22 protein-coding genes are annotated in these 21,098 nt (G+C 62.9%); 12 read left to right on the top strand and 10 right to left on the bottom strand.

Going from position 1 to position 21,098, the window contains the following annotated elements:
• Window positions 1-82 precede the first annotated feature (82 nt).
• Genes OPU71_RS10685 through OPU71_RS10640 form a run of 10 tightly spaced genes read left to right on the top strand, consistent with a single transcriptional unit; the run spans window position 83 to window position 11,077 of the window.
• Entirely contained in the window at window positions 83-2,788 is a 2,706-nt protein-coding gene (locus OPU71_RS10685) for a GNAT family N-acetyltransferase (RefSeq protein ID WP_267727949.1), read from the top strand.
• Window positions 2,785-3,096 carry a putative quinol monooxygenase gene (locus OPU71_RS10680; protein ID WP_267727948.1) on the top strand — a complete coding sequence of 104 codons (312 nt, stop codon included), beginning with the start codon at window positions 2,785-2,787 and terminating at the stop codon, window positions 3,094-3,096. Before OPU71_RS10685 ends, OPU71_RS10680 begins: the two co-directional genes overlap by 4 nt.
• Entirely contained in the window at window positions 3,089-3,679 is a 591-nt protein-coding gene (locus OPU71_RS10675) for a DNA-3-methyladenine glycosylase I (protein ID WP_267727947.1), read from the top strand. Before OPU71_RS10680 ends, OPU71_RS10675 begins: the two co-directional genes overlap by 8 nt.
• A gap of 15 nt (window positions 3,680-3,694) precedes the next feature.
• Window positions 3,695-4,540, top strand: coding sequence for a D-hexose-6-phosphate mutarotase (locus tag OPU71_RS10670; RefSeq protein ID WP_267727946.1), 846 nt, complete (start codon window positions 3,695-3,697; stop codon window positions 4,538-4,540).
• A gap of 53 nt (window positions 4,541-4,593) precedes the next feature.
• Window positions 4,594-5,397, top strand: coding sequence for a phosphatase PAP2 family protein (locus tag OPU71_RS10665; protein WP_267727945.1), 804 nt, complete (start codon window positions 4,594-4,596; stop codon window positions 5,395-5,397).
• Entirely contained in the window at window positions 5,394-6,308 is a 915-nt protein-coding gene (locus tag OPU71_RS10660) for a lysylphosphatidylglycerol synthase transmembrane domain-containing protein (protein WP_267727944.1), read from the top strand. The genes OPU71_RS10665 and OPU71_RS10660 overlap by 4 nt, the downstream gene beginning before the upstream one ends.
• Window positions 6,305-7,357 (top strand): glycosyltransferase family 2 protein, encoded by a 1,053-nt coding sequence (locus OPU71_RS10655; RefSeq protein ID WP_267727943.1) that lies wholly within the window; start codon window positions 6,305-6,307, stop codon window positions 7,355-7,357. Before OPU71_RS10660 ends, OPU71_RS10655 begins: the two co-directional genes overlap by 4 nt.
• Entirely contained in the window at window positions 7,354-8,898 is a 1,545-nt protein-coding gene (locus OPU71_RS10650; RefSeq protein ID WP_267727942.1) for an ArnT family glycosyltransferase, read from the top strand. Before OPU71_RS10655 ends, OPU71_RS10650 begins: the two co-directional genes overlap by 4 nt.
• Complete coding sequence (locus OPU71_RS10645; RefSeq protein WP_267727941.1) at window positions 8,895-10,376, top strand: ArnT family glycosyltransferase; 1,482 nt, start codon at window positions 8,895-8,897, stop codon at window positions 10,374-10,376. The genes OPU71_RS10650 and OPU71_RS10645 overlap by 4 nt, the downstream gene beginning before the upstream one ends.
• Window positions 10,376-11,077 carry a phosphatase PAP2 family protein gene (locus OPU71_RS10640; protein ID WP_267727940.1) on the top strand — a complete coding sequence of 234 codons (702 nt, stop codon included), beginning with the start codon at window positions 10,376-10,378 and terminating at the stop codon, window positions 11,075-11,077. Before OPU71_RS10645 ends, OPU71_RS10640 begins: the two co-directional genes overlap by 1 nt.
• 36 nt (window positions 11,078-11,113) lie before the next feature.
• On the opposite strand, the gene OPU71_RS10635 is transcribed toward OPU71_RS10640, so the two are convergent.
• Window positions 11,114-11,425: an RnfH family protein gene (locus OPU71_RS10635; protein ID WP_267727939.1), complete on the bottom strand. Its 312-nt coding sequence runs from the start codon at window positions 11,423-11,425 to the stop codon at window positions 11,114-11,116.
• Window position 11,426: 1 nt separating this feature from the next.
• Window positions 11,427-11,864 (bottom strand): type II toxin-antitoxin system RatA family toxin, encoded by a 438-nt coding sequence (locus tag OPU71_RS10630; protein ID WP_267727938.1) that lies wholly within the window; start codon window positions 11,862-11,864, stop codon window positions 11,427-11,429.
• A 79-nt stretch (window positions 11,865-11,943) separates the two neighbouring features.
• Between OPU71_RS10630 and smpB the strand changes: the two genes are divergently transcribed.
• Entirely contained in the window at window positions 11,944-12,393 is a 450-nt protein-coding gene (gene smpB / locus OPU71_RS10625; protein ID WP_267727936.1) for an SsrA-binding protein SmpB, read from the top strand.
• Window positions 12,394-12,438: 45 nt separating this feature from the next.
• On the opposite strand, the gene ppsA is transcribed toward smpB, so the two are convergent.
• Window positions 12,439-14,808, bottom strand: coding sequence for a phosphoenolpyruvate synthase (ppsA, locus tag OPU71_RS10620; RefSeq protein WP_267727935.1), 2,370 nt, complete (start codon window positions 14,806-14,808; stop codon window positions 12,439-12,441).
• Between the two features lie 106 nt (window positions 14,809-14,914).
• On the opposite strand from ppsA, the gene ppsR reads away from it, so the two are divergent.
• Window positions 14,915-15,751 (top strand): pyruvate, water dikinase regulatory protein, encoded by an 837-nt coding sequence (ppsR, locus tag OPU71_RS10615; RefSeq protein WP_267727934.1) that lies wholly within the window; start codon window positions 14,915-14,917, stop codon window positions 15,749-15,751.
• Here the strand turns inward: ppsR and OPU71_RS10610 are convergent, their stop codons facing one another.
• From OPU71_RS10610 to OPU71_RS10580, 7 genes are all read right to left on the bottom strand, one after another.
• The gene (locus OPU71_RS10610; RefSeq protein ID WP_267727933.1) at window positions 15,752-16,540 is read right to left on the bottom strand and encodes a TrmH family RNA methyltransferase; all 789 of its coding nucleotides are present in this window, start codon (window positions 16,538-16,540) and stop codon (window positions 15,752-15,754) included.
• A gap of 65 nt (window positions 16,541-16,605) precedes the next feature.
• Window positions 16,606-17,205, bottom strand: coding sequence for a ribonuclease HII (rnhB, locus tag OPU71_RS10605; RefSeq protein WP_420712370.1), 600 nt, complete (start codon window positions 17,203-17,205; stop codon window positions 16,606-16,608).
• Complete coding sequence (gene lpxB, locus OPU71_RS10600) at window positions 17,202-18,356, bottom strand: lipid-A-disaccharide synthase (RefSeq protein ID WP_267727932.1); 1,155 nt, start codon at window positions 18,354-18,356, stop codon at window positions 17,202-17,204. Before lpxB ends, rnhB begins: the two co-directional genes overlap by 4 nt.
• The gene (lpxA, locus tag OPU71_RS10595; protein WP_267727931.1) at window positions 18,356-19,126 is read right to left on the bottom strand and encodes an acyl-ACP--UDP-N-acetylglucosamine O-acyltransferase; all 771 of its coding nucleotides are present in this window, start codon (window positions 19,124-19,126) and stop codon (window positions 18,356-18,358) included. Before lpxA ends, lpxB begins: the two co-directional genes overlap by 1 nt.
• Window positions 19,123-19,563, bottom strand: coding sequence for a 3-hydroxyacyl-ACP dehydratase FabZ (fabZ, locus tag OPU71_RS10590; RefSeq protein ID WP_420712371.1), 441 nt, complete (start codon window positions 19,561-19,563; stop codon window positions 19,123-19,125). Before fabZ ends, lpxA begins: the two co-directional genes overlap by 4 nt.
• Window positions 19,564-19,565: 2 nt before the next feature.
• On the bottom strand, window positions 19,566-20,591 hold the full coding sequence (lpxD, locus tag OPU71_RS10585) for a UDP-3-O-(3-hydroxymyristoyl)glucosamine N-acyltransferase (RefSeq protein WP_267727930.1): 1,026 nt from the start codon (window positions 20,589-20,591) through the stop codon (window positions 19,566-19,568).
• Between the two features lie 6 nt (window positions 20,592-20,597).
• Entirely contained in the window at window positions 20,598-21,095 is a 498-nt protein-coding gene (locus tag OPU71_RS10580; RefSeq protein WP_420712369.1) for an OmpH family outer membrane protein, read from the bottom strand.
• Window positions 21,096-21,098: the final 3 nt, after the last annotated feature.

The following is a 21,098-nucleotide window of genomic DNA, read 5'->3' as shown; positions in this document are numbered from 1 at the left end:
CGGCGCACGACTGACCCAACGCAAGCAATGCGTCAGCCGTGCCCACTACGATGCCGCCACCAACCGGACCGGGTAAACCAGAATGGACGAGCAACACTACCTCACGCCCCTGTTCGTACCGCAGGTGGTCGCCGTGATCGGCGCATCGCCGCGAGACGGCGCGCTTGGCAACGTGCTCGTGCAGAACATGCTTGAGAGCGGCTTCAAGGGCAAGCTCTACTCGGTCAACCCCAAGTACAAGGAAGTCCTCGGCACCCCCTGCGTGCACAGCATTGGCGATGTGCCGCAGCGGGTGGATCTGGCGATTGTGGCAACGCCCGCGCCCACCGTGCCAGACATCGTCGCCGCATGCGGCCGGGCGCGCGTGAAGACCGCGGTGATCCTGTCGGCCGGTTTTGCCGAAAGCGGCAGCGAAGGCGCGGCCATGGAACGCGACATCGTTCGTCTGGCCGATAAGTACGGCATCCGCATCCTGGGGCCGAACAGCCTGGGCATCGCACGCGCCATTGCGGGCGTCAATGCCACGTTTGCCCACGCTGCACCCAAGGCGGGCAGCATCGGTTTCATTTCGCAGTCGGGCGCGCTGTGTGCGGCGATTCTCGACTGGGCCAAGACCACCAATGTCGGATTCTCCAACGTTGTGTCGCTGGGTGGGTCCTGCGATCTGGACTTTGGTGAAATCCTCGATTACCTGATCTGGGACTTCCGCACCGAGAGCATCCTGCTCTACATCGAAGGCATCCGCGACGCGCGCCGATTCATGAGTTCGCTGCGAACCGCCGCACGCGCCAAACCGATCATGGTGATCAAGGTCGGCCGCCATCCATCGGGCTCGCGGGCCGCGCATTCGCACACCGGCGCCATCGTGGGTGAGGACATCGTCTTCGATGCCGCGCTGCGCCGCGCGGGCGTGATCCGGCTGAAGTACCTGACCCAGATGTTCGCCGCCACGCAGGCTCTGTTCACCCGCTTCCGGCCACGCGGCAACCGCCTCGCGATCATCACCAACGGCGGAGGCCCCGGCGTCATGGCGGCTGACCGCGCGGGGGATCTGGGCATCCCGCTGGCCGAGCTTTCACCGCAGACGATTGCCGCGCTCAACCGCGACCTGCCGCGCGCTTGGTCGCACGACAATCCGATCGACATGGTGGGCGATGCCGACCCTGATCGCTACGCGCGCACGCTTGAAACCGTGCTGGCCGATCCGGGCGTGGATGGCATTCTGGCAATCCTCACCCCGCAGGCGATGACGCGCCCGATGGAGGTTGCGCAGCGCGTGATCGAGATCGACAAAAAGGCAGACAAACCCATCCTCTGCTGCTGGATGGGCGAGGCGCAGGTCAGCGCGGCGCGCGAGCAATTTGTTGCCAACGGCATCCCGAGTTACCGCACGCCGGAACCTGCAATCGACTTGTTCTCGCAGATCTCCGCCTACTACCAGAACCAGAAGCTGCTGACGCAAGTGCCCTCGCCGCTATCAAGCCTTGAGGCGCCAGACATTGCCGCTGCGCGGGCCGTGATTGAAAACGCCATCGAAAGCGGCCGTACCACCCTGACCCGCAGTGAAGCGCGGTCCGTGCTTGCGGCCTTCAAGATTCCGGTGCGGCGCACCCTGGTGGCCCACACCGCCGCGCAGGCGGTCACCATGGCCTACGAGCTGGGCTTCCCGGTCACGATGCGCGCCAACACCTTGCGGCGGCAAAGCCTGGGTACCGGTCCGAAACGCTACCCTTCAAGCGCAGTGGCGGCCCATCTGGCCTTCGAAGAGCTGATGGACGACTTGCGCTCGCGCGATGACGACAGTGCCGAGCACGGCGTGACGATCGAACCGCGGATCGAACTCGCCAGCGCGCGCGGCCTCTTGCTGGGTGTGTCGCGAGACCCGGTTTTCGGCCCGATCATCTCCTTCGGCGAGCATGGCGTGGACGCCGACGGGCTTGATTCACGCACCGTTGCACTGCCACCGCTCAACGAGTTTCTTGCGCGCGACCTCGTCCGCTCGCACCGCATGGCCAACAAGCTGGACGCCTGGCGCGGCCTGCCCCCGATCGCGATGGACAGGCTGGAGTTCGTGGTGTTGAGACTCTCGGAGATGGCGTGCGAGCTGCCCTGGGTGCGCTCGGTCGACATTCAGCCGCTGGTCGCCGACGAGAACGACGTGGTGGCGGTCGACGTCCGCATTGTGGTCGGCCGCGTGCCGAAGAACGCAAACCGCTACGACCACATGGCGATCCATCCATATCCGGGCAATCTTGTCCGGCACATCAGCCTGCGTGACGGCAGCGAGGTGCTGGTGCGCCCGATCATGCCGGAAGACGCCGCGCTGGAGCAGGCCTTCGTGCGGCGGCTCTCGCCCGAAACAAAGTACTACCGCTTCATGAGCGCGCTCTCAGAGCTGCCGCCCCAGATGCTGGCCAAGCTCACCCAGATCGACTACGACCGGGAAATGGCCTTCGTCGCCACCGTGATGCGGGACGGAGCCGAACACCAGCTTGGCGTCTGCCGCTATGCCGCCAACCCCGACGGCAAGAGCTGCGAATTTGCCATCGTCGTCTCCGACGACGTCAAGGGCACCGGCCTGGCGCACAGCCTGATGGAGATCCTCATCCTCAGCGCAAAAGACCGCGGCCTGCTCGAAATGAAGGGCATCTTCCTCAACGACAACGACCGCATGCTTCGCTTCGTGCGCAAGTTCGGCTTCAAGCTGACGAACGACCCTGAAGACACTTCGCTTAAACTTGGCACCCTGGATATCCAGGCCTATGCACCCCTTGGAGTTCGCGAATGAGTAATGCCCCGATTCATGTGATCGCCCTTGCGGAGATCGTTCCTCAGCATGAAGAAGAAGCCATCCGTGTGCTGCGCCATGCCGCGGAACTGACCCGTCAGGAAGAAGGCTGCCTGCGCTATGACCTCTATCGCGAAGGGTCGAATCCCTTGCGGATCAACACGATCGAGGTCTGGGCCGACGAAGCCTCGCTCAATCGGCACATGAGTGCGCCGCATGTGAAGGCGGCGATCATGGCCCTGATCGGCAAGCTCGCAGGGATTCCGCAATTCCGCGTGCTCAAGGCCATCGACGAGTTCAATGCCTGACACGCAGGTTCGCTGCAGCTGGGTGACGGCCGACCCGCTCTACATCGCCTATCACGACACCGAATGGGGCGTGCCGCAGCACGACCCGCATGCACTGTTTGAATGCCTCACGCTCGAAGGCGCGCAGGCCGGGCTGTCGTGGCTGACGATACTGCGCAAGCGGGAAGGCTACCGACGCGCCTTCGCCGGCTTTGACCCGGAAATAGTCGCCCGCTTCACGGACCAGGATCTTGACCGTCTGCTTGGCGACCCCGGCATCGTGCGCCACCGCGGCAAGATCGAAGCGACCATCGGCAACGCGCGCGCCTGGCTGGCACTCATTGAACAGGGCATCGACCCGGCGCGCTGGTTGTGGTCGTTCGCCAGCGATGCCGCGGGCCAGCGCCCAGCCGATGCTGCAGTGCAGAGCACCAGCCCCGCATCGGACCGGATGAGCAAAGCGCTGCGCAAAGCGGGCTTCCGCTTCGTCGGCAGCACAACATGTTATGCGTTCATGCAGGCAACCGGCATGGTCAACGACCATCACCCCGCCTGTTTCCGCCATGCCGGGCTTGCGCCATCGGCAGCCGGCGTTCAGTCCTAGAAAGAACACAACATCATGATCGAAGCGATCGAACACATCGAATTCCATGGCATGCCCGCAGTGCGGATATCCGCCCCCGACGGCGCACAAGCAACCATCCTGCGCCACGGCGCGCAAGTCGTCAGCTGGATTCCCGCTGGCGGCGAAGAGCGTCTCTTCCTCAGCGAAAACGCCAAGTTCGAGCGCGGCGTACCGGTGCGCGGCGGCATCCCGATCTGCTTTCCGCAGTTCGGTTCGCGTGGCCCGCTGCCAAAACATGGTTTCGTGCGCACCGTCGAGTGGGACTTCGATTCCGGCCGCAGCGGCAGCGACTTCGCAACGGCGACGATGGCGCTGGGCGATGACGATGTATCCCGCGAAATCTGGCCCCATGCCTTCCACGCCGAACTGACGGTTCTGCTCTCGGGGAAGCGGCTCGACGTGGAACTGGGCGTGCGCAACCCCGGCGACGAAACCATCAGCTTCACCTGCGCGCTGCACAGCTACCTCGCCGTGCGCGAGGTAGAAGAAGCACAGATCCAGGGGCTGCGGGGCCTGCGCTACCTGGACGCCACCAAGGGCACCGAGCACCGCGAAAGCGGCACCGAACTGATGATCGAGGCGGAGACCGATCGCATCTATTTCGACGCGCAGAAGCCGGTACTCGTCAGCGAGCGGGGGCGCTCGCTCGGGCTATCCGCCGAGAACCTGCCCGATGTGGTGGTGTGGAACCCCTGGGAGCATCTGAGCGCCACACTGCCCGACATGACCAAGCTCGGGTTCCGGCGCATGCTGTGCATCGAACACGGCGCCATCGGCAAGCCCGTGGTACTGCCGGCAGGCGCCGAATGGTGGGGCCGCCAGAGCCTGCTCGCGCTCTAAGGCACAGAGCGGGGCGATGTTAGAATCGCCTGTTGATTCCACGCACTGTGCACATGCCTGAACCCACGCCTCCTGCGCCGAGCCCCGCCCTGCCCCGTCTGCTGCTGATCTGGCTGCCACCTTTGCTGTTGCTGGCCGCCGCGGGCGCGCTGCTGCAGCAGAACACGAACACGCCACTGTTCCTCGCGCTCAACAGCGGCGCGGCGATGCTCCCGGCGAGCTTCTGGTCCTGGGTCACCGTACTGGGCACCGGCGCCTGCGCCTATGCGGTGGTGGCGCCGACCCTGAAGAACACGCCGCGCCTGATGGCCAGCGCACTGCTCACCGGCGCATTCGCGGGCAGCTTCACGCACACGATCAAACCACTGGTCGACGCCGGGCGCCCCGCGGCGATGTTCGACCCCAGCCAGATCCACATCATCGGTGAAACGCTCACCCGGAACTCATTCCCTTCCGGGCACGCCACCACCGCGTTTGCCTTTGCAGCGACGCTGGTGTTTTTTGGCCGTCGGCCAGCCCTGCTTGCGAGCGTGCTGCTGCCGCTTGCCGCATTGGTGGCTTTTTCGCGGATTGCCGTTGGCGCCCACTGGCCGCTCGATGTACTGGTCGGCGCTGCTGGCGGTTGGCTCTCCGGCGCCGCGGGCGAGGCGATTTCCCGCCGCTGGATGGTCTGGCAGAAGCTCACGATGCAAGCAGTCATGGCGTTGGCACTGCTGGTGATGGGGATCAGCCTCGCCGGCACCGATCTCGGTTACCCGCTGGCCGATCCGCTCAAGTGGCTGCTTTCAGGCGTGGCGGTAGGCAGTGCCATCGTTGCGCTTCGGGCTATCTGGCTCAAGCGGAGCGCCGCCGCTTGAAGCGCCTGCTTGCTCTTGCGATTTCGCTTGCGCTGCTCGCGTGGCTTGCGCATTCCGGTGATTGGCGCGCCGTCGGCGAACGCCTGGGCTCGATGCCCTGGAGCGTACTTGCGCTGGCGCTCTCGGGCTTTCTGCTCAGCTACCTGCTGCGTGCTGCGCGCATGAGCGACGAGTTCGTGGATGTCTCGCGTGGCCACTTCTGGGCCATGGCGCGTGTCACGACTGCCCACAATGCCGCCATCAACGTCGTCCCCTTCCGCGGGGGCGAGATCGCCTTGCCGGTCCTGCTTCAGCGTGAATTTGGCGTGCCGATGGGGCGAGCGCTGGTGTCGCTGCTGTGGTTGCGGATGCAGGACGCGTTTGTCGTCTTGCTTCTGGCTGCATGGGTTTGGCCCGGCCTCGATCTGGCCATCCGTGTGCTCTGGAGCCTTGGCGTGCTGCTCAGCGCGTGGGCGGTGCCGGCCTGGGCACGGGCTCACCCGGCCAATGTCGCAGAGCAAACCGGCTGGCGAGGCAAGCTGGGCAAGCTGCGCCTTGCCCTTGCCCATTCCACCCGCGGCGCTGTCCGCAGCTGGGCATGGACGCTCGCCAACTGGCTCGTCAAGCTTTCTGCTCAAACCCTGTTGCTCACCGCACTGCTCGGGCGTTCTGACTGGCTTGCCAGCGCCGGCGTGCTCGGCGGCGAGCTTGCCGCCATCCTGCCGGTTCAGGGTGTGGCAGGATTTGGCACCTACGAAGCCGGCGTCGCAGCCGCACTGGTGCCGCACGGCATTACACTCGCGAACGGACTTCAGGCCGCGCTCGCTTTGCACCTCGTTATCATCGCCACCGCTGTAAGTGCCGGGGCTTTGGCCTACGCAGCGCTCCCGACCGGCCCTCGGCCGGTCAAGGCAAACGGAACCACATCATGAATACAGCCGTCACCCCGACCGAGCATCCGGTCGCCCTCTCGATCCCGGCACACCGTCTATCGGTTGTCGTACCGATGTACAACGAGGCCGAAAACGTTGCACCGCTCGCCAAGCGCGTGCATGAAGCCCTGCTCGACTACCCGCACCCGTGGGAATTACTGCTGGTGGACGACGGCAGCTCTGACGGCACCCCCGGCGAACTTGAAGCTGCCGCGCGGCATTACGGCCCCCACGTCCGGGTTGTATCGCTCATGCGCAACTTCAAGCAGACCGCCGCAATGCAAGCCGGCGTGGACGCTGCGCGTGGCGATGTGATCGTCACCATGGATGGCGACCTGCAGAATGATCCGATCGACATTCCGCGCATGGTCGGCCGCTTGTTGAACGAGAACCTTGACCTGGTGGCCGGTTGGCGCAAGAACCGCAAGGACGGCATGGTGCTGCGCAAGATCCCCTCGCGCATCGCCAACCGCCTGATTGCCCGCATCACCGGCGTGAAGCTCAACGACTACGGCTGCAGCCTCAAGGCCTTCCGCGCCAGCGTGATCAAGAACGTCCGTCTGTACGGCGAAATGCATCGCTTCATTCCTGCATGGCTGGCGACGGTCACCACCCCACGGCGGATTGCCGAAGAGGTCGTCACGCACCATGCACGGCAGTTCGGCCAGAGCAAGTACGGCATCTCACGCACATTCCGCGTGATTCTTGACCTGATCTTCGTCTTCTTCTTCATGCGCTATCGCGCGCGCCCTGGCCACTTCTTTGGCGGCATCGGTCTGGCGGTGGGCGTGATCGGCAGTGCAATCCTGGGCTGGCTTGCCGCGCTCAAGCTCTTCACCGGCGCCTCGATCGGGCAACGACCACTGTTGCAACTGGGCTTCTTCCTGATCATCGCCGCCGTTCAATTCATCTCGACGGGCGTGCTCGCCGAAACCCTCGCTCGCATCTATTTTGAATCGGGTGGCGCATCGCAGTACCGGGTTCGCGACCCGGACGCCCCTGACGAAGACGACGCATGGCACAAGCCGGGACAGGCCCTGCCGGAATGAAGCACAGCGCCACACCTACACTGCGCGAGCGGCTGACGCTGTTTCTGCTGCCCGCAGTCCTGCTGCTGCTCAATCTGGGGGGCGCGCCGCTCTTCGACGTCGACGAAGGCGCGTTCTCGGAAGCCACGCGCGAAATGTTCGAGCGCGGCGACTTCCTCTCGACCTGGCTGAACGGCGTCCCGCGCTTCGACAAGCCAATCCTGATCTACTGGCTGCAAGCCATCCCGGTTGGCCTTTTCGGGGTATCGGAGTGGGCCTTCCGCCTGCCCTCGGCGCTGGCTGCTGCAGTGTGGTGTGCCGTGGTTGGCAACTTCGCATGGCCACGCTTTGGCCGTGCAAGCGCGCAGTTCGCTGCACTGGTTGCCGCAACCAGCATTGGCGTGTTCGTGATCGGTCGTGCGGCCACCGCGGATGCGCTGCTGAACATGCTGCTTGCGCTCGCGCTGACCGACGCCTGGCGCCACCTCGAATCCGGCGGGCGCGCGCCCCTTCGCCGCATGTATCTGTGGATTGCCTTGGGCGTGCTGACCAAGGGCCCGATTGCGATGGCGATCCCGGTCGCGGTGACATTCCTGTACTGCGCAAGCCGGCGTGAATTCAAGGCCTGGGCCCGCGCGGCATTCGATCCGATCGGCTGGCTCATCCTGGTCGCGGTAGCCGCCCCCTGGTATGCCGTGGCGCTCTCGATTCACGGCCAGGCATTCATTGATGGCTTCATCCTCAAGCACAACGTCGGCCGATTCTCCGGCCCGATGGAAGGCCACGGCGGCAGCCTGTTCTACTACCTGATCATTGTTCCGGTGCTGCTGCTCCCGTGGCTTGCGCCGCTTGCCAAAGCGCTTGGCAGTGTCCGCAGCGACTGCGCCGACCCACTGCGCAGATTCCTCTGGATCTGGTTCGGCTTCGTGCTGGTGTTCTTCTCGCTCTCCGGCACCAAGCTGCCGCATTACGCACTGTATGGCTGCACGCCCTTGTTCCTGTTGATCGCGATCCATCGCGAGAAGCTGCGCTCGGCGTGGCTGGGCGTGTTGCCCGGCTTGGCAGTGCTGGCTTTCTGTGCGCTGCTGCCGACCATCATCTCCACCCTGCTGGCCCAGGGCAAGGTGGGCGATCCATACTACGCCGCACAGCTGGCCCGATATGGCGAAGCCAGCGGTCCTGCCTACTACCTGCCGATGCTGATCGGTTTGGCAGCGGCGCTCGCCATCACGGCCCTCTGGCGCACCGCTGCCTGGCAGCGGCTTGCGGCGATCGCCGCGATTCAGGGCGTGCTGCTTGCCACCGTGGTGACGCCATTCGTCGGCGATCTCCTGCAAGGGCCGGTCAAGCGCGCGGCCTTGGCCGCCCGGTCCTACACCGAGCAAGGCGTGCAGTGGAATTTCTTCCAGCCCAGCTTTGCCGTTTACCGGGAAATGCAAGCCCCTGCGCGTCCGCCCGCGCCGGGCGAAATCGCCATCACCCGGGCCGACCGCATTCCTGCTGACGCGCAGATCGATATCCTCTTCAGCGAAGGCGGCGTCCGCCTGATCCGCCAACGATGACCGAACGCCGCATTTTCTCGCACGACGCCGACGAAGAACCCGCCGCCAAGGCGCTGATGCTTCTGCTGGGCGCGATCGTCCTGCTGACGGCCTGGCGCATCTGGGTAGTCACCCATTCCGGCATCACGCTGTATGTCGATGAGGCCTACTACTGGGGCTGGGCCAAGGCGCTGGACTGGGGCTACTTCTCCAAGCCGCCGCTGATCGCGGGGCTGATCGCCGCAAGCACCCATTTGCTGGGCGATGGCCTGGTGGGCATCAAGGCAGGCTCGCTGATCCTCTACCCGGCAACGGCGCTTCTGCTGTTCGGCCTCGGCCACCAGTTGTATGGCACGCGCACCGCGCTCATCGGCGCGCTGGCCTTCCTCACGCTGCCCATCACCAGCGCACTGGGGCTCTTCATTTCAACCGATGCGCTGCTGCTGTTCTTCTGGACCGCCGCGCTGTGGGCGCTTCACACCGCCATCAGCCAAGGCCGCACCCGCGACTGGGTCTTGCTGGGCGTGGTCTGCGGCTTGGGGTTGATGTCGAAGTACACCATGGCCGCCTTTGCGCTTTCGGCGGCCGTACTGTTGATCGCAACGCAGGAAGGGCGGCGCCACTTGCTCAGCCGGGGGCCTTGGCTCACGGCCTTGGTCGCGCTGGCGATTCTGGCGCCCAATCTCTGGTGGAACTGGGCGAACGACTTTCCAACCTTCCGCCACACGGCCGAGATCACCCAGCAGCACAAGGATGCCAACCTGCTTGAGTTCATCGGCGCGCAATTCGGATCCATCGGCCCCTTGCTGGCCATTGGCTTCATCGGCGCCGTCGTCACGCTGCGCAGCGCCTGGCAGCACCCGGGCGATCGCCTCTTGCTGGCCGGCTCCCTGCCCTTGCTGCTGTTGGTTATGACACAAGCGAGCACGAGCGAGGCCAATGCCAACTGGGCGGGGCCGATCTTCGCTGGCGGCACCCTGCTGGCCGTGGCCTGGCTCTCGCGCACGCCGCGTCGCATCGCCTGGCTCAAGGCCGCGCTCGCGCTCAACCTGTTGATCATGGTGGTCGTGTACCAGTGGCCACAGATCCTGCATCTGGCCGACCGCCCGCTGACCGCGAAAATCGATCCGTTCAAGCGCATGAAAGGCTGGGACAAACTCGCGCTGGCTATCGAACCTATGCGCGCCGCGCATCCCGATGCCTATATCGTTGCCGATGAACGCACCTTGCTTGCGCATGTGGCTTACACGCTGCGCGAGCACTCGCCGCGCATCGCCAGCTGGAACCCCGCGCGGACGGTCAACGATCAGTACCAACTGACCCATTCACTGCCGAACACCCCGGGCTTGGCGATCCTCTACCTCAGCAAAGGGGAACCCAATGAGGTCGCCCCGCGCTTCGAGCAGGTCGAGAAACTTGCCACCATCCGCGTGCAGACCCATCCAGACTTCAGCCTCACCACCTCGGTCTGGCTGATGCAAGGCTTCAAGGGTTACTGATGCCGGACAAGCGTGAAGGCGCCTTGCTGCTGGCGGTGCTCCTGATCACTGCCCTGATCTTCAGCCTGTGGCCGCAGCTGGACCTGGCTATCACCGCCCTTTTCTACGATGGCAACGAGGGCTTCTGGCTCGACCGCCTGATAGCCGTGAAAGCGATCTACTGGGGCGTTTGGGGCGGCTCGCGTCTTGCCGTCGCGACCGTTCTGCTCTTGTGGCTGGCGAGTTTCGCGATTCGTGGCGGCTGGCTGGCATCGCGCCGGCGCTGGTTCGGCTTCCTTGCCCTCGCCTTTGCCCTCGGGCCAGGGCTGATCACCGATGCGGGCCTGAAAAACAACTGGGGTCGTGCGCGCCCCCACCAGGTTGAGGCGTTTGGCGGCAACAAGCACTTCACGCCCGCCTTGCAGCCGGCCGATCAATGCGCGCGCAATTGCTCTTTTGTCAGCGGCCACGCCACCGGCGCGTTTGCGCTGATGGCTTTCGGCTGGCTTGGCTCGCCCCGGAAGCGACGCCTGTGGATGCTCAGCGCTGCCGGCGCAGGCGCAGTCGTGGGCTTGGTCCGCGTTGTCCAAGGCGGTCACTTCACGAGCGACGTGATCTTTGCCTTTTACGCAGTGTGGATGGGCTGCTGGCTGGCGGAAGTGCTTCTCTCGCGCTTTGGTGTGCTCCCCACCGGCGACCAGTTGCCGGCTGCGATCCGCTAGATCACGAGCGGCGCCAGGACAAACGCAGTCGGCCGATCAGGCGTCGCCGCCACCTTTCTTCATCACCTTGCCGTCTTCGGCGCGCTTGCGCCGCACTTCCTTCGGATCTGCGATCAAGGGGCGGTAGATCTCGACCCGGTCACGCTCGCGCAGCACCGTATCGGCCTTGCACAGTTTGCCGAACACCCCCAGCTTGTTGATCGCCAGATCGATTTCGGGCCGTTTCTGCAAAAGCCCGGAGGCTTCGATCGCTTGCTGCAAAGTGCTGCCAGCCGGCAAGCGTAGCTTCACCAGATCCGCCTTGTGCGGGTGGGCGTAGAGAACCTCTACCTGAATCGAATCCGACATCTCAACCTCTTGGAAGGACTTGCTCTGCACGCTTGACGAAGGCGTCGACAAACGTATTTGCAATGTGGTGAAAAACCGGCCCCACCGCCTTCTCGATCAGCTTGTTCGAGAACTCATACACCAGCCGGAACTCGACCTTGCAGGCCGCCTCACCCAGGGCGGTGAAGACCCAGTCGCCTTCGAGCATATGAAACGGCCCTTCGACCAGGCGAATGTCCATCCGCCGCGGGAATTCCTTGCGGTTCTCGGTCGAAAAATGCGACTTGATGCCGTGGTAATTGATGTGCAAGCGCGCGTGGGTAACCGCGTCGTCGCGCGAAAGCACTTCCCCGCCCGCGCACCAGGGCAGAAAGGCCGGATAGTCCTCGACCCCGTCGACCAGCGTGAACATCTGCGTCGGCGTGAACTCGAGCAGAACAATTTTGCGGACTTCCGCCATGACGAATACGACGCGTGTGCCGAGTTGGTAGAATCGTGCATTTTAGCGGGTCAACCCGCTACGGGCACCACGGACGCACATGAGCATCATCGATAACCGCAAGGCCACTCACGATTACTTCATCGAAGAGCGCTTCGAAGCCGGCATGGCGCTCGAAGGGTGGGAAGTGAAGGCGATCCGCGAAGGCCGGGTGCAGATCAAGGAAGCGTACGTGATCATCCGCAATGCCGAACTGTTCGTGATCGGCATGCATGTGAGCCCGCTACCGACGGCGTCAAAGCATGTCACGCCCGACCCGGTACGCACCCGCAAGCTACTGCTGCATGCCACCGAGATCAACCGGCTGATCGGCAAGGCGGAACGTGCCGGCTACGCGCTGATCCCGCTCAACCTGCACTACACCAAAGGGCGGATCAAGCTGGAGCTTGGGCTAGGCAAAGGCAAGAAACTCTTCGACAAGCGCGAGTCCGAGAAGGAACGCGACTGGGAACGCGAAAAACAAAGACTGGTGCGCGACAAGCGCAACTGAAAACGGCGGGGAACCCCGCCGTTTTTCGTTTGAGCCAGGCGTTGATCAATGCCGCCGGTGTTCCGCCAACTGCATCCAGGTATCGAGTACGGTGTCTGGGTTGAGCGAAATCGACTGGATGCCCTCATCCATCAACCATTCGGCAAAATCGGCATGATCTGACGGCCCCTGACCACAGATGCCGACATACTTGCCCAAGCGGTTGGCGGTGTTGATAGCCATCTTCAGCAGGGCCTTGACTGCGTCATCGCGTTCGTCGAACGCATGCGCGACCAAGCCTGAATCGCGATCAAGGCCCAGCGTGAGCTGCGTCAGATCGTTCGAGCCAATCGAAAAGCCGTCGAAGTGCGCAAGAAACTGCTCGGCCAGCAACGCATTGGACGGGATCTCGCACATCATCACCAGCTTGAGCCCGTTCTCGCCCCGCCGCAGGCCGTTTTCCGCCAACAGGTCGACCACCCCCTTGCCCTCCGCGACGGTGCGCACGAAGGGCACCATCAACTGCACATTGGTGAGCCCCAGTTCGTCTCGCACCCGGCGCATCGCAATGCACTCCAGTTCAAAGCACTCGCGATACGAATTGGCGATGTAGCGCGATGCGCCGCGAAAGCCAAGCATCGGGTTTTCTTCCTCGGGCTCATAGATTTCGCCGCCGAGCAATTTGCGGTACTCGTTCGACTTGAAGTCCGACAGGCGCACGATGACCGGCTTGGGCCAGAACGCCGCAGCGATCGTCGCCACGCCCTCAACCAGCTTTTCGATGAAGAACTGACGCGGCGTCGCGTAACCGCGGGCGCGGCGGTAGATTTCGTCGCGCAGGCCGGCGGGCACATGCTCAACGTCGAGCACTGCCTTCGGGTGGATCCCGATCATGTTGTTGATGACGAACTCCAGCCGCGCAAGCCCCACGCCCGCATTCGGAATCTGCGCAAATTCGAAGGCCAGCTCCGGATTGCCCACGTTCATCATGATCTTGACCGGAATATCCGGCAGATGCCCCATGTCGCGCGTGACAACCTCGAACTCCAGGCGCCCGCGGTAGACGTAGCCGGTGTCGCCTTCAGCGCACGACACCGTGACCGATTCGCCTTCGGTGAGCATGTCGGTCGCATCGCCGCAGCCAACGATCGCCGGTATGCCCAACTCGCGCGCGATGATCGCCGCATGGCAGGTGCGCCCGCCGCGGTTTGTGACGATGGCCGACGCGCGCTTCATCACCGGTTCCCAGTTCGGGTCCGTCATGTCGGTGACCAGTATGTCGCCTGCCTGCACACGATTCATCTGAGAGGCGTCAGAGACGATACGCACCACGCCCACGCCGATCTTCTGCCCAATCGCGCGGCCACTGCACAACACCTTGCCATGCTGCTTGATGCGGTACTTCTCCATCACATGCGCGCTGCTCTGCGATTTCACCGTTTCAGGCCGCGCCTGCAGGATGTAGAGCTTGCCGTCTATGCCGTCCTTGCCCCACTCGATATCCATCGGGCGGTCGTAGTGCTTCTCGATGATGCTTGAGTAGCGCGCCAGTTCCAGAACGTCTTCATCGGAAATCGAAAAGCGGTTTCGATCCGCGTCGCAAACGTCCTCCGTGCGGGTTGAACGCCCCGCTGCGCGCGACTCGGTGAACACCATCTTGATGAGTTTCGAACCCAGATTGCGCCGCACGATGGCCGGTTTTCCCGCCGCCAGCATCGGTTTGTGCACATAGAACTCGTCCGGGTTGACGGCGCCCTGCACCACCGTTTCGCCCAGTCCGTAGGCGGCGGTGATGAACACCGCGTCCTTGAAACCGGATTCGGTATCAAGCGTAAACATCACCCCCGACGCACCAAGATCGGAACGCACCATGCGCTGCACCCCCGCCGACAGCGCGACGTCTGCATGCACAAAACCCTTGTGGACCCGGTACGCAATGGCGCGGTCGTTGTAGAGCGAAGCAAACACTTCCTTGATTGCATGCAGGATGTTTTCGTATCCATGCACGTTGAGGAAGGACTCCTGCTGCCCCGCAAAGGATGCGTCGGGCAGGTCTTCGGCCGTTGCTGAAGAGCGCACTGCGAACGACCCCTCCCCATTGCTCTCGAGGCGTTCGTAGTGCGTCTTGATCTCGGCTTCCAGTGCGGCCGGAAACGGCGTATCGACGATCCAGCCCCGGATCTGCGCCCCCGCGCGAACCAGTGCATCCACATCGTCGACGTCCAGGTGCTCCAGAAGCGCCGCAATCCGGGCGGCAAGCCCGTCGTGTGCGAGGAACTCCCGGTACGCATCGGCCGTCGTGGCAAATCCACCGGGCACGCGTACATGGGACGCAGCGAGCTGGCTGATCATTTCGCCCAGCGAGGCATTCTTGCCCCCGACCTCGTGGACGTCTGTCATGCGCAGCGACTCAAACGGTATGACGTATCGGACCATTGTGTGGACCTTTCATTGTCAGTTTCGGTTGTTGCGGAGAAAATCCCATTCTAGGCAGCTATCTTGCTGCACCGCATCGACGTTTTCCCTGATCCCGGAGCAAGCCGTGAACAATCCGCACCGCAATACGCGCACCGTGTTTTTTGTTTCCGACGGCACCGGCATCACCTCGGAAACCCTCGGCCACAGCCTGTTGGCGCAGTTTCCAGAGGTCCGGTTCCGGCATGTTCGGATGCCCTTTATCGACTCGGACGACAAAGCGAAAGACGCGGTATTCCGGATCAACGATGCAGCACGGCGTGACGGCGTTGCGCCCATCGTGTTTTCAACGCTGGTCAATCAAGTCACCGCCGATGGCTTGCGCAAGGCCAACGCGCACTTCGTGGACCTCTTCCTCGCCTTCATCGAACCGCTTGAAATGGAACTGGGCATGAAATCTGCCCACACCATCGGCCGCTTCCATGGCGGCGCGGATTCGAGCAGCTACACCAAGCGGATCGAAGCAATCAACTTCACGCTCTCGCATGACGACGGGGTATCGCACGAAAACCTGGAAGACGCGGACGTGATTCTGGTGGGGGTCTCACGTTCCGGCAAAACGCCGACCAGCCTCTATCTGGCCATGCAATTCGGCGTGCGGGCCGCGAACTACCCGCTGATTCCGGAAGACTTTGAGCGCAACAAGCTGCCGGTTGAGCTTTCAAAACACCGGAACAAACTTTTCGGCCTGACGATCACGCCTGAGCGCCTTGCGCAGATTCGCCAGGAACGACGTCCGAACAGTACCTACTCGTCGCTCGACAACTGTCGTTTCGAGATTGATGCAGCCATGAAACTGATGCGGCGCGAGCAGATTCCGTTCATCGACTCGACCGCAAGGTCGATCGAGGAGATCTCGGCGAAGATCATCCAGGACATCCGCATCGACAAGAACGGCTACTGACTACCGGGCCCACAGACGTTGTCGCCGCTGCTCGAACAGGCAGATCGCCGCGGCCGCGGCGACGTTCAGGGACTCGATCCCCGGCGCCATCGGAATCACCACGCCGCGGGTCGCCATCTGCGCCAGTATCGGCGACAGGCCCTGCCCTTCGGCCCCGAATAGCCAAGCCGTCGGACCAACAAGCTCACAGTCATACAGGGAAACCGCGGCATCGAGTCGCGTAGCCGCGATCTGACCGGCGTAGCCCGAAAGCAGGCCTGGCAGATCATCGACCTCGTACAGATCAAGCACGAAGTGCGCGCCCATCGCGGCCCTCAGCACTTTCGGCCCCCAGGCCTGCGCGCATCCCGGCCCCAGCAGCACGCAAGCCACTCCAGCTGCGGCCGCCGTGCGCATCAAGGTGCCCACGTTGCCCGCGTCCTGCACGCCATCCAGCACCAACCAGTCGGCGTCCTCTGGCGGCGGCGCTACCGCCACACCCCAGCCGATCGTTGCCAGCACCCCAACTGGCGTTTCGTGAGCGCTGATCAATGCGAACAAGGCATCGGGCAAAAGGTAGGCCGACACGTCACGCGCGCGGTCGAGCAGGCCTTGTACTTCAGGCGCCCTGCTGCCCGACTCGGACACAAGCAACTCGCCCAGCGGCCTGCCCGCATCGAGCGCCGCAGTCACAAGATGCACGCCTTCGATCAAGGCCGTGCCCTCGCTGCGCCGCGCGCGCGAGGACTCCGCTAGCTTGCGCAAGCGTTTGATCAAGGGGTTGTCACGCGATGTGATCGGTTTGAGCATTCAGGTCTGTTCCAGTAACCGGGCGCCCGCTGTCATGGCCCGGCACCCACGCGGCATCGGGTGGGTCAGAAGAGCGTCGCTTGCGACAGCAAGGCCCTTACCGGCGCATAGCTGCGCCGATAGAAGTCAGGCACCCCGTGGATGCGCAGCGCAGCCAGATGCGCCGCAGTCGGATAGCCTTTGTGCTTCGCCAGGCCGAGCAGCGGATAGCGCGCGTCAAGCGCCTCCATCTGCGCATCACGCACGGTTTTCGCCAGAATCGAAGCCGCCGAAATCTCCGCAACCAGTGCGTCACCACCGACAATCGCATGCGTCGCACAACTCAAGGATGGGCAGCGATTGCCATCGATCCAGGCTTCGTCCGGCGTCACCGACAAGCCGGCCACCGCGCGCTGCATCGCCAACATGCTGGCGGCAAGGATATTCAGCCGATCGATCTCGGCCGGGCTCGCTTCCGCCACACACCATGCCAATGCCTGCTCGCGGATCTGCACCGCCAAGGCTTCGCGCTTGCGCGCCGTGAGCTTCTTAGAATCGTTCAAGCCGGCAATCGGCCTTGCCGGATCAAGAATCACCGCAGCCGCAACCACCGCGCCGCACAGCGGCCCGCGCCCCGCTTCGTCCACCCCCGCAACAAGCCCGCTCGGGCGCGCCGGCAAAGTCACCGCGCTCGCCCACCAAGCATGCCGCAAATCGCCGCCGCCGCCTTGCTTGCATTGTCTTGCCGCAGACTCAGATGCACATCGGTGAAGCGCTGCGACAAGGCCGCCGTCGCCTCTTTATCGGCGAGCCAACGAATCACATCTTCCGCAAGCCCCACCGGTTCGCAACGCTCCTGCAAACGCTCTGGCACCACAAACTCCTTGCACAAGATGTTCGGCAAGCCAACGTAGGGCAGATACATCAATCGCCGCACCAAGCCAAATTGCCAGGCGGGCATCTTGTACGCAATCACCATCGGGCGCTTGAGCAAGGCGGCTTCCAGCGTAGCCGTGCCACTGGCAAGCAGAACGACGTCTGCAGCAATCATTGCATCGTGGCTGTGCCCGAACATCAGCGTGATCGGAAAGTCCTTCGGCAAGCCCGCCTCATGCATGGCCTGCTCAAAGAAGCTGCGTGTCTCGCGGGTGACAAAAGGCGCGAGGAAGCGCGTATCGGGGCGCTGTTCGTGAATCAGCTTCGCCGCCCCAACGAAATCTGCCGCAAGCCGCGACACTTCGCCATTCCGACTCCCAGGTAGCAGCGCGACGATCTCGGCGTGCCGCGGCAAACACAGGCGCTCACGCATTTCCATCCGATTCGGCTCAAGCTCAAACTCATCGGCCAGCGGATGCCCGACGTAGGTCGCGGCGACACCCGCGCGCTGATAAAGCTCTGGCTCAAACGGAAACAGACACAGAATGTGATCCGCCGAACGCCGGATCTTCTTGATTCGCCCTGCCCGCCACATCCAGACCGAAGGGCTGACATAGTGAACCGTGGGAATACCGCTCGCCTTGAGCCTGCGCTCGACGCCAAGATTGAAGTCCGGCGCATCGATCCCGATGAAAATCAGCGGCGACTCAGCCTTGATCCGCGCAATCAGCTCGTGGCGAATCCCCAACAACTCGGGTACGCGGCCCAGTGCATCGACGATGCCATTAACCGCGAGCCGCTCGGCAGGGAACCAGGACTCAAGCCCCTCCCGCTCCATCGCGGGGCCGCCGATGCCGACAAAACGCACGTCAGGAAGCTGGCGCTTCAGCGCAAGGATGAGTCGGCTACCCAGCAGGTCGCCGGACGCCTCGCCGGCCACCATGGCAATACAAGCGCTCATCAGCGAACGATGCCGCGTCCGGCAATGGAGATGAATTCAAGCAAGGGCTGCACTTCCGCAACGCTTTCAGCTACTTCGGCCAGTTGCAGGCGCGCTTCTTCGAGCGTCAGTCCGCTCCGGTAGATCGTCTTGTACGCCCGCTTGATCGCCATGATCGACTCCGACGAAAAGCCGCGCCGCTTCAAGCCTTCGCTATTCGTTCCATGCGTGGCCGCCGGATTGCCTGACACCATCACGTAAGGGGGCAGATCCTGAAGAAGGATCGTCCCGCCGCCACACATGCTGTGTGCACCAATGCGGGCGAACTGGTGCACCGCCGTCATGCCGCCCAGAATGGCCCAATCGCCAACCGACACATGACCGGCCAGGGTGACGTTATTGGCCATGATGGTCTTGTTGCCGACCTGGCAATCATGCCCGATGTGGACCGATGCCATGATCCAGTTGTCGTCGCCAATTCGCGTTACGCCGACATCCTGCACCGTACCGGTATTGAAGTTGCAATACTCGCGGATGGTGTTGCGGTCACCGATTTCCAGACGCGTGGGCTCGCCTGCGTACTTCTTGTCCTGCGGCATTTCGCCAAGCGAACAGAACTGGAAGATCCGGTTGTCGCGCCCGATCCGCGTGTGGCCGGTAATCACCACATGCGAGCCAATCGACGTGCCTGCTCCAATCTCGACATGCTCGCCTATAACAGAAAAGGGGCCGATCTCGACCCCTTCTGCAATGCGCGCGCCCGGATGAACGATCGCCGCTGGATGAATCATGCAATCCTCTTGAAAAAGCAAAGCAGGTCCGCTTCGGCGGCAACTTGGCCATCAATCGTTGCAACGCCACTGTACTTCCAGAGATCGCCCTTATTCTTCACCAGCGTGATGTCAAAAACAAGCTGATCACCCGGCACCACCGGGCGCTTGAAGCGGACATTGTCAATGCCGGCGAAGTACGCAACGGTATTCGCATCCGGCTTCATGTCGCGGGTTTTGTAGGACAGGACCGCGGCCGCCTGCGCCATCGCCTCAATGACAAGCACGCCAGGCATTACCGGATAGTGAGGGAAGTGCCCGGTAAAGAACGGTTCGTTGATGGTCACGTTCTTGATAGCCCGGATCGACACACCGGACTCCATTGCAATCACGCGATCAATCAGCAGAAACGGGTAACGATGCGGGAGGTACTCCATGACCTCGCCAATTTCCATGATGCTCAAGACTTGCTCTCCAATTCGTCGATGCGTTTTTCTAGTTCTCGCAACCGTGTTGCCATTGCATCCAGATGCCTGAAATGCGCTGCACTCTTCATCCACTCGTTATGTGGCATGGCGGGTATTGCAGACGTATACACCCCTGCTTTACTGACTGTTTTGCTGATCAGGGTGCGGGAAGAAATCACCGTATCGTCAGCAACGGTAATGTGTCCGATCACACCGGCCTGACCGCCAATCATCACCCGCGCGCCCACATGCGTACTACCTGCGACACCGGAGCATCCGGCCATCGCCGTGTGCTCACCGATGCGCACGTTATGTGAGATCTGCACCATGTTGTCGAGTTTGACGCCGTTGCTGATCACGGTATCGTCCAAGGCACCGCGGTCGACAGTCGTGTTGCCGCCAATCTCGACGTCATCTCCAATCACCACACGCCCGATCTGGGGAATTTTCACCCAGGCGCCGGAACGCTCGCGCGCATAGCCAAAGCCGTCGCCGCCGATCACGGCCCCGGAGTGGATGATGCAACGCTGACCAATCACGCAATTGAAGTACACCGAAACGTTCGGGTACAGGCGCGTTCCGCTATCGATGCTGCAGTCACGCTCAACGACGCACCCGGCGCCAATGATGACGCTCTCGCCGATCGTACAACCCGGTCCGATGTACGCGAACGGCCCAACGGCAACACTGGCCGGCACGGGTGACTCCACAACCGCCAAGGGATGTACCCCCGATGCGACCGCATGCCCGGGGTTGAGCCACTGCGCGAGTTTCGCGTAGTAAAGATAGGGCTGATCAGCAATGATGCGCGGCAAGCCGGTTGCGTCCTCAGCAACCGGAGGCAGAATCACCGCAGAGGCGCCAGTCTGCGCAAGCGCCTTGCGATACTTTGGGCTGGCGAGAAAGGCTATCTCGCCTTGCCGAGCTGACTCGAGGCTGCCAATCTGGCGTATTTCAACCGATTCATTACCGACAACCCGCCCACCGAAGCGCTCGGCGATCTCTCGCAGACTTGGCACGTCGGCTTACTTGCTGTTCAGCGTCTTGATGACCTTATCGGTCAGGTCCACGCGCGGGCTAATGTAGATCGCATCCTGCAGAATGGCGTCGTATTTCTCGGAATCGGCGATCTCGCGAATCGTGCGGTTGGCGCGCTCGAGTACGCCCGCAAGTTCTTCGTTGCGGCGCTGATTCAGGTCTTCGCGGAACTCGCGCTGACGACGCTGAAACTCACGCGTCAACTCTGCGAACTCACGCTCCTTTGCCTTCCGGTCCGCTTCAGCCATCGTGACGGCATTGCGCTCCAGGTTTTCTTGCATACCTTGCAATTGCTTGGTGAGCTTCTGGAGTTCCTGATCCCGCTTCTCGAATTCCTTCTCGAGCTTCTTCTGGGCCGCCACTGCCGGAGCGGACTCACGCAGCACGCGATCAGAGTTGACGAATCCGATCTTGCTCTGAGCCATGGCGCTCGCGGACACGCCAAGCCCTAAAGCGACAGCCAAACATGCACGAGTGACACTCACAAC

This window comes from Niveibacterium sp. 24ML (assembly GCF_026586805.1).
Classification (GTDB): Bacteria; Pseudomonadota; Gammaproteobacteria; order Burkholderiales; family Rhodocyclaceae; genus Niveibacterium.
This window is presented reverse-complemented; position numbering and strand designations above follow the sequence as displayed.

Bases quoted from the DNA above. Each gene is read 5' to 3' on its own strand.
- lpxB (WP_267727932.1), bottom strand. From the start codon at position 18,356: ATGAGCGCTTGTATTGCCATGGTGGCCGGCGAGGCGTCCGGCGACCTG.
- OPU71_RS10685 (WP_267727949.1), top strand. From the start codon at position 83: ATGGACGAGCAACACTACCTCACGCCCCTGTTCGTACCGCAGGTGGTC.
- OPU71_RS10645 (WP_267727941.1), top strand. From the start codon at position 8,895: ATGACCGAACGCCGCATTTTCTCGCACGACGCCGACGAAGAACCCGCC.
- OPU71_RS10635 (WP_267727939.1), bottom strand. From the start codon at position 11,425: ATGTCGGATTCGATTCAGGTAGAGGTTCTCTACGCCCACCCGCACAAG.
- ppsA (WP_267727935.1), bottom strand. From the start codon at position 14,808: ATGGTCCGATACGTCATACCGTTTGAGTCGCTGCGCATGACAGACGTC.
- lpxA (WP_267727931.1), bottom strand. From the start codon at position 19,126: ATGATTCATCCAGCGGCGATCGTTCATCCGGGCGCGCGCATTGCAGAA.
- OPU71_RS10640 (WP_267727940.1), top strand. From the start codon at position 10,376: ATGCCGGACAAGCGTGAAGGCGCCTTGCTGCTGGCGGTGCTCCTGATC.
- OPU71_RS10610 (WP_267727933.1), bottom strand. From the start codon at position 16,540: ATGCTCAAACCGATCACATCGCGTGACAACCCCTTGATCAAACGCTTG.
- OPU71_RS10630 (WP_267727938.1), bottom strand. From the start codon at position 11,864: ATGGCGGAAGTCCGCAAAATTGTTCTGCTCGAGTTCACGCCGACGCAG.
- OPU71_RS10680 (WP_267727948.1), top strand. From the start codon at position 2,785: ATGAGTAATGCCCCGATTCATGTGATCGCCCTTGCGGAGATCGTTCCT.
- OPU71_RS10655 (WP_267727943.1), top strand. From the start codon at position 6,305: ATGAATACAGCCGTCACCCCGACCGAGCATCCGGTCGCCCTCTCGATC.
- smpB (WP_267727936.1), top strand. From the start codon at position 11,944: ATGAGCATCATCGATAACCGCAAGGCCACTCACGATTACTTCATCGAA.
- OPU71_RS10675 (WP_267727947.1), top strand. From the start codon at position 3,089: ATGCCTGACACGCAGGTTCGCTGCAGCTGGGTGACGGCCGACCCGCTC.
- OPU71_RS10670 (WP_267727946.1), top strand. From the start codon at position 3,695: ATGATCGAAGCGATCGAACACATCGAATTCCATGGCATGCCCGCAGTG.
- OPU71_RS10665 (WP_267727945.1), top strand. From the start codon at position 4,594: ATGCCTGAACCCACGCCTCCTGCGCCGAGCCCCGCCCTGCCCCGTCTG.
- OPU71_RS10650 (WP_267727942.1), top strand. From the start codon at position 7,354: ATGAAGCACAGCGCCACACCTACACTGCGCGAGCGGCTGACGCTGTTT.